Source organism: bacterium, from assembly GCA_023230585.1.
Lineage (GTDB): Bacteria > Ratteibacteria > UBA8468 > B48-G9 > JAFGKM01 > JALNXB01.
In genome coordinates, this window is record JALNXB010000078.1 from 1 (window position 1) to 7,132 (window position 7,132).

The window sequence follows — 7,132 nt, forward strand, 5'->3', positions numbered from 1 at the left end:
AAAACAATAGTGTGAATGTTCCAATACGCCTTATAGCTTTACCTGAGAAGGAAGTATGCAATCAATGGCATAATGTGCCGCAGGGAGAGTATTATCTCTTGACATACTTTTTCATAGATGACAAAATTGGGCGAGTTTTTAACATTAGAAGTACAACAAAACACTTATGTAGAAGTGAACAGGAGAAGAAATGAGTAGAAAATGGTTATCTTTTATTATAATTACATTCGCATTAATATTTTTTATAAAAAGCAACGCCTTTTCTCAACAAGTTTCAGCCACAAGAGAACTTCTAACAAACTACACTCCGGGCGCTACTTATGATGTAAAACTTAAAATAAACGTTGAAGAAGGCAACGAACCAAGCGCACTTATTGTTACCGAGACCCCACCTCCTGGATGGTCTATTATTTCTGCAACACCTATGCATAGCGACCCAGACGGAGCACCATACAGAAGCACATACAGTTGGCTATTTCATACCAGCGAAGTTGTAGATATGACTATTACATACACAGTAAGTGTCCCTCCAACTACTTCTGGAATACAGACATTTGCCGGTAGAGTAAAATATACTGGAACTTTAGAAAACGAGGTTGATGAACCCATAACCGGTGATACCTCTATATTAACAACAACTCCTTCTAATTTAACTACTTCTCCATCTTCTCTTAATTTTGGTTCTACCCAAACTGCTCTTCAATTTTCAGTTAAAAATACTGGTGGACCAACCCTAAATTGGCAAGCCACAACAACAGTAGACTGGCTCTCAATTACAAAATATAACGGCTCACTTGGAAGTGGGGAAACAGAACTTATTACTGCAAACATTAATCGTTTATATATTGCCTCTGGCACACACAATGGTAACATAAATATTTTTAGTAATGGTGGCAACTCAACAATTCCTGTAACTATGGTAGTAGGTGCTCCTGTCCCGGTAACAAACTTTAACGCTTTTTCTTCTCTCGGAGGAATCCTTCTGGTATGGAACAACCCCGCCAACTATACAGGCACCATTATTTTTAGAAAAATGGGTACTCCAATGACAAGTAACCCTCAAGACGGTACGGAATACAATACGCCTGAGTTACCTCCTTATTTTCCTTATGTCGGAGGGGGAACCTGTATATTTAAAGATAACACAGGGCTAAACTTTTATTTTGACCCTACCACAAACTCCCAAGAAATATATTATAGAATTTACTGTTATTCTGACAAAAATTATTCAACTGGACTTCAATCCAATTCCACGCCTTCATCTGTATTATACTCATACATTATTGATAATCTGTTAAATTTTTACAACATACCTATTATCGGAACAAATACTTTTCTTGATGATTTTGAAGTAATAATACCAGCAAACTCGTTATCTGGTATAACACCTGCAGAGTTAAATTTTGGATATATTGACCCTAAATATGTTCCACCACATCCCGGACTTATTGGGTTTGCAAACACTTATGGACTTTCAACAGAAGATATAGCGATTTTACGTGGCAGGAAAATAAGAGTAAAAATACCTGTACATCCAACAGACCTTGATATTGCAGGAGTAATTGATATAAATGATTTAAAAGTTTACCAATGGAACACTAACACAAGAGAATGGACAGAACTCACCATAACAGAAAGAACCGAAACAGTCACCTCATCATCTATCGGTTTTATCACCGCAGAGGTAACAAATTTAGGTAAAATCAACTTCTTTTCTCTTGGAACAAATATTAGTACTCCAAAAGGTGGTAATGGTGGTGGTGGATGCTTTATTGCTACGGCTGTTTATGGAACAGATATGGCAAAAGAGGTTATTTCTTTAAAAAGATTCAGAGACCAACGTTTATTAACAAATAAGGCTGGCAAAGCCTTTGTAAGATGGTATTACAGACATAGCCCGCCAGTCGCCGATTATATAAGAGATAAAGGTAAATTGAAAACTGTAGTTAGGGTTGGGTTGCAACCGTTGCTCTGGTTCGCCAACAGATTTTAGTTTAATTATTTTGTCTTTGCGAGCGACTGAAGGGAGCGTGGCAATCTCCGCCCCGCTCGCCTTTCCCCTTGTGGGGAGAGGATGCAAGGTGAGAGGGAATCCCTGCTTTATCGTTTTTGTTTTTTAAAAAAAATAAAGTATAATGTATCAGAAGGAAGAATCAAAACAAATGTACATTAACACTAACAATTAACACAACTAAAGAGGAACATTTATGAAAAAAATATTCTTATTATTTGCCATATTATTTATTATGTTTTCCTTTGATGCCCAATCAAACATTACAAAAAATATTGTTACCGACTATACCATCCCCAACCAAGGTATACTACCAAACACACAAGATACAGGTAGCCGGCATGCGTACAGTGAGGTTTTAGGAAAAAATGCTGCTAACGAAGGATATATAATAATAATGGGGGTTACATTAGAACGTTCAAAGCCACTGGTTGATCCAAATCCTCCGGCTCCCCCATATCCAGACCAGCGACAATATTTTAAAGGAGTAACGGTAGATATTTCTGGAAGCCTTTATATTGATTCGATTGTTTTAACTGATATTGATGGGAAAATTATTGGGGTTCGTGGTTTTTATTATTCGGGCAATGTTGGCGAACCTGAAACTGGCCTTTTTAGAATATCAACAGATGACAAACTAATTCCTGCTGAAAAAACTGTCACTTTCTTTGTTGCCATAAGAACACTCGATTTCACACCTAACGGTTCAGGCTCAACCTTTACTATTGGAGCAGAAGATGTTCATTTTAATCCTTCACCTATTACCACCCAGGTGGATGTAATCAACAACGCTGTAACAACAAATAGAATAACCTGCGAACTCCTTGTTACAGATCTTCTCCCTAACCAATTAACAAACCACGATTCTGAAATTCCAGATTACCCTTCTTACTCTCAATGGCAACCGAGTGAACAGATAAGACCAAGATACGATAAGGATGATTATGAATACTCCTATAACTCCTTTAATCATAGAGTTCCTCAACTTCTTCCGTGGGAAACCCGAACTGCTATTTTATCCATAGCCGCTTCCCAGAGAAACGTTACAGCAAACGGGTCAGAAACCCCATCTATTAACGACCCCGCAGAAGAGTTAAAAACTATTAAGTTAACAGTAACTGCGGGAGAGTGTGGCTCAGAAAATTTTAATCCCAACAAAACATTCAGAATAGGCGAAGATTCTACTGGCGACTACCACGGCATAACTATCTGGAAAGATACCAATAATAACGGAAGATGGGACCCTGAAATTGATAGCAGGCTTTCTACTGGAAGCGTTAAATTTATAGAAGAAACTCCTACCCAATGGACATTACTTTATTCAATTGCAGAAACTCTTGAAGAAACTCTTGAAAGCCCAACAAATTTTGCAGATTTTTTTGTTGTATTAGAACAGAGGAGCGACTTTGGAGAGACTGGTTATAGACCCAAAATGGGGCAGGACTATAAAATTTGGATAAAAGAAGGAGATATAAAGTTCGATGAGATAGGAAAACCTATAAGATATGCTGGAATAGCCGAGGGTCAAGTAAAACCGATATACAACAATATATATATGGATAGCGTAGCACAAACACGAGTAGACCCTGTAGAAATTGATGAACCTTCCAACCCAGTGTCAAATATTATACCAGCCATAGGCATAAACATTGCCTCTGGTCCATCAAAATATGGTTTAGATACAACTAAAATACAGCGCATTAGGGTGGAACTTTTAGCAATAGAAAATTTTGACCCAAGATCCGACCTTGCTCCTCTTTCAATTGATAATTATTCAGGAATTAGTCTTTGGAGAGATAACACAGATATGGGAGTTTTTGGCAGTTTTGATTCAGAAGACACTTTCATTCCAACCGAAACAACTAACTGGATAGAAGAAGGCACGGAGTATGACCCCGATTTAAACTCTGTTGTCACAAAATATTCTACTACCCTAATATTAAAAACTGATATATCAGACCAAGGGCTCATCCCCTCTTACGATTATGCTTCTTCTTATACAGACGGCGCCAATTTCGAAAATAAATACAAACATAGAGGGAGTGACTTCTTTATTGCTTTCAGAACAACTGAATCTTTAAGTTATGGTTCAAGATTCAGGATAAAAATTCCTTACGCAGGATTATGGACAACAGATACTGGAAAGCAAGCATATAACACACTTCCAGTTATAAGTAGGGAGATTAACGGCAATATTTATGCAAAAATAACATCCCTTACTGAGGCAGGGAACCCTGGGCTTATCAGGTCAAGTGAACCTACCCCTCTTTTTAAGATTGAACTAAACGATAATAACTCCTACAAGTTCCCAGAAATTGAAGGACTTACAGTTGAATTTTACGACATATCTAATTTTAATCTTGAAGACCTTGCTTCATTCGACCCCTTACATCCTTCTCTCAATCATATAACCAGTTGGTATGACATACAATTTTTTAATACCAACGCTCTAAAAAACTGTGGAGTTGTTGTTTACAAAAGCACCCCAAACGGAGATATAGACTATAACAGCCCAGTTATGATTAAAAGGTATAGATATCTTTCTTGGCCTGGTGCTCCTAATGGATTTCAATTTGAATTTTTAGAGCCAATTTCTATCCCTACAACTCTTTATGTAGTCATTAGAACATCAAACACTTTTACTCCAGGCGACTCGTTTGATGCAGGTATAGTTGGATGGGGAGTAGATGAAACAGATTGGGACACTTGGGGTTCTCGAGCAATAGCAATAATAGATGCTAACGGCATAAAATCAACTCCTTACGTAAAACGCCAATCAGGCGCCTTCAACCCGCCAAATATTGGTGTGATATACCTTTTATCAGAAAATACATACGACTATATACGTCTTGACTGGGTCAACTCTACCCACATATCCGATGACACTTTTAAAAGATATGAAGTTATCAGAAATGGGGTAGTTATTGCAACAATAACAGACATTAACCAGACCTGGTATGTTGATAGAAGAGATGGACAAAACCCACCTGTTGAAGGTGTTTCTTACGACTACCGAGTAGATATGTTCTTTTCGCAAGGCGGAACCATTACAACTTTTTCCTCAAATGAAGTTGTTGGTAATAAATTGCTCGGATTTATAGATTCGCAAAGACCAACCGATTTTAGATTGGCTCCCGGAACAGAAACTATGAATATACAGTGGACAGATAGGTCTTATTCCCCGGGAAATTCAGATACTTTTTCTAACCGTGCCGATAGTTTTAGGTTAAAGAGAATTTACCTTAATGACGGAACTTTTGCTGAATCAATTATTGTTTCTCAATGGACTGCAAATAACCCTAACAACATATTTTACGAAATAAATGAAAGCGGTCCTTTACCTGGAGGTCCTTATCGTTATGAACTATATCTTCGAAAAAATATCAATGGAGGTGTAGTTGAATCAAGACCTGTTTCTCGAGAAGCATCTATATACCCAGAAGGTCAACCATCTTCACCGCCAGGTTCAGGGGGATGTTTTATTGCTACGGCTGTTTATGGAACTGATATGGCAAAAGAGGTGATTTCTTTAAAGAGGTTTAGAGACCAACGTTTATTAACAAACAGGATGGGAAGAGCGTTTGTAAGATGGTATTACAGACATAGCCCACCAGTTGCCAATTATATAAGAGATAAAGGTAGTTTGAAAACTATTGTGCGGGTTGGGTTGCAACCGTTACTCTGGTTCGCCAACAGATTTTAGGTTTAATTATTTTCTCATTGCGAGCGACTGAAGGGAGCGTGGCAATCTCGCCGAAGGCGGAAAAGGAATGGGAATAAACAATAGTGTATAGGATAAAGACGAGGGTTGCCACGTCGCAATCCCTATGAAAACTATGGAATAAAACGCTCTCGCAACGCCACAAAACGGCAACAAGGCAAGGTTACTGAAACAAGTTCAGGATAACAAAATTGGGCGGGTTTTTAAATGCCTTTATCTTTACTTGTCATTACAAGTGTTTATCCCGAGTACCCCCGAGGGGGGAGAAAAGATAAAAAATGAAAAACAAACTATACCTCATAATAATACTCTTAGCCCCTATCTTTTTGCACTCTGCCGATTATTCATCAGTCTTAAAGAGAAACATATTCGCCCCTATGAAAGAAAAAGAGAGTGAACAACCCACAACAACACCAAAAGAAGTTCTCCCAATAACCAAACTACCCAATTTAAACGATTTAATAGAACTTAAAGGTACCTTTTATCATACCAATTCACCAAAAGAGAGTATAGTCATACTTGAGGACAAAAAGACCAAAGAGTCAACCTTCTATAAAATTGGTGACATAATAAACTCTGCACTAATTACGGATATACAAGACCAAAAAATAATAGTCGAATATGGTTTTCGTGAAATGGAAGTATCTCTAAAAGGTTGTAGCCCAACACAAATTTATACAGATAACCAATACAACATTAATATAGACGAGTTTCTTCAAGAACTTCAAAAAGAAATTTCTGATGGAAGCACAATAAGAGGAACCTCAATAAAAGAAAACGGAGAAGTGATTGGCTTTACACTAACCAATATCCCAGAAAATAGTATCTTAAACAGATACGGAATAAAAAATAACGACATAATAACAAAAGTAAATACAATCCCGTTAAATTCCACAGAAAAGCCCCTCTTCGTATACGAAAACATAATGAAGTACGGCATCAAACAGGTTTATATACGACTTTTAAGGGACAACCTGCCATACACCCTACTCTACCGCCTCCAATAACCCATTCCGTCTTTGCGAGTGATGAAGGTGGTACCTCGGAGTATTTTGCGGAGGTCCGACCTTCGTCTTAATCAAGTGTATTGAAAAGGAATGGGGTGATATAACAAAACGAGATTCCGGATCAAGTCCGGAATGACATACAGGACAATCCCTCGTATTTTTCCTTGCCTGCCAACTACACCCCTCATCCTTGATCCTTCTCCCTCAAGGGGAGAAGGCAAAGAGGGAGTGAGTAGACACCCTCTACCCAACAATCGGGCACTCTGAGAACTCACCCTTCTGCATAGCAAACATCTCCGAAGGGCTTAACAGGCTCAGAGTAGAAGAACAAAAGGCTTGAACCTTTTGTTAACAGCCCGATTCTTGCTTGAGTTGTAGTTGCACCTCGTAATT

Annotated in this window: 4 protein-coding genes; all 4 read left to right on the plus strand. The window is 38.1% G+C overall.

Annotation, left to right across the window (positions count from 1 at the left end; translation table 11 throughout):
• A partial coding sequence (locus M0P98_08780; protein MCK9266943.1) for a hypothetical protein occupies window positions 1-194 on the plus strand: 194 nt, incomplete at its 5' end.
• Window positions 191-1,993, plus strand: coding sequence for a hypothetical protein (locus tag M0P98_08785; protein MCK9266944.1), 1,803 nt, complete (start codon window positions 191-193; stop codon window positions 1,991-1,993). The genes M0P98_08780 and M0P98_08785, both read left to right, overlap by 4 nt.
• Before the next feature lie 214 nt (window positions 1,994-2,207).
• Entirely contained in the window at window positions 2,208-5,714 is a 3,507-nt protein-coding gene (locus M0P98_08790) for a hypothetical protein (GenBank protein MCK9266945.1), read from the plus strand.
• Window positions 5,715-6,010: 296 nt separating this feature from the next.
• On the plus strand, window positions 6,011-6,739 hold the full coding sequence (locus tag M0P98_08795) for a hypothetical protein (protein MCK9266946.1): 729 nt from the start codon (window positions 6,011-6,013) through the stop codon (window positions 6,737-6,739).
• Window positions 6,740-7,132: the final 393 nt, after the last annotated feature.

Bases quoted from the DNA above. Each gene is read 5' to 3' on its own strand.
- M0P98_08785 (MCK9266944.1), top strand. From the start codon at position 191: ATGAGTAGAAAATGGTTATCTTTTATTATAATTACATTCGCATTAATA.
- M0P98_08790 (MCK9266945.1), top strand. From the start codon at position 2,208: ATGAAAAAAATATTCTTATTATTTGCCATATTATTTATTATGTTTTCC.
- M0P98_08795 (MCK9266946.1), top strand. From the start codon at position 6,011: ATGAAAAACAAACTATACCTCATAATAATACTCTTAGCCCCTATCTTT.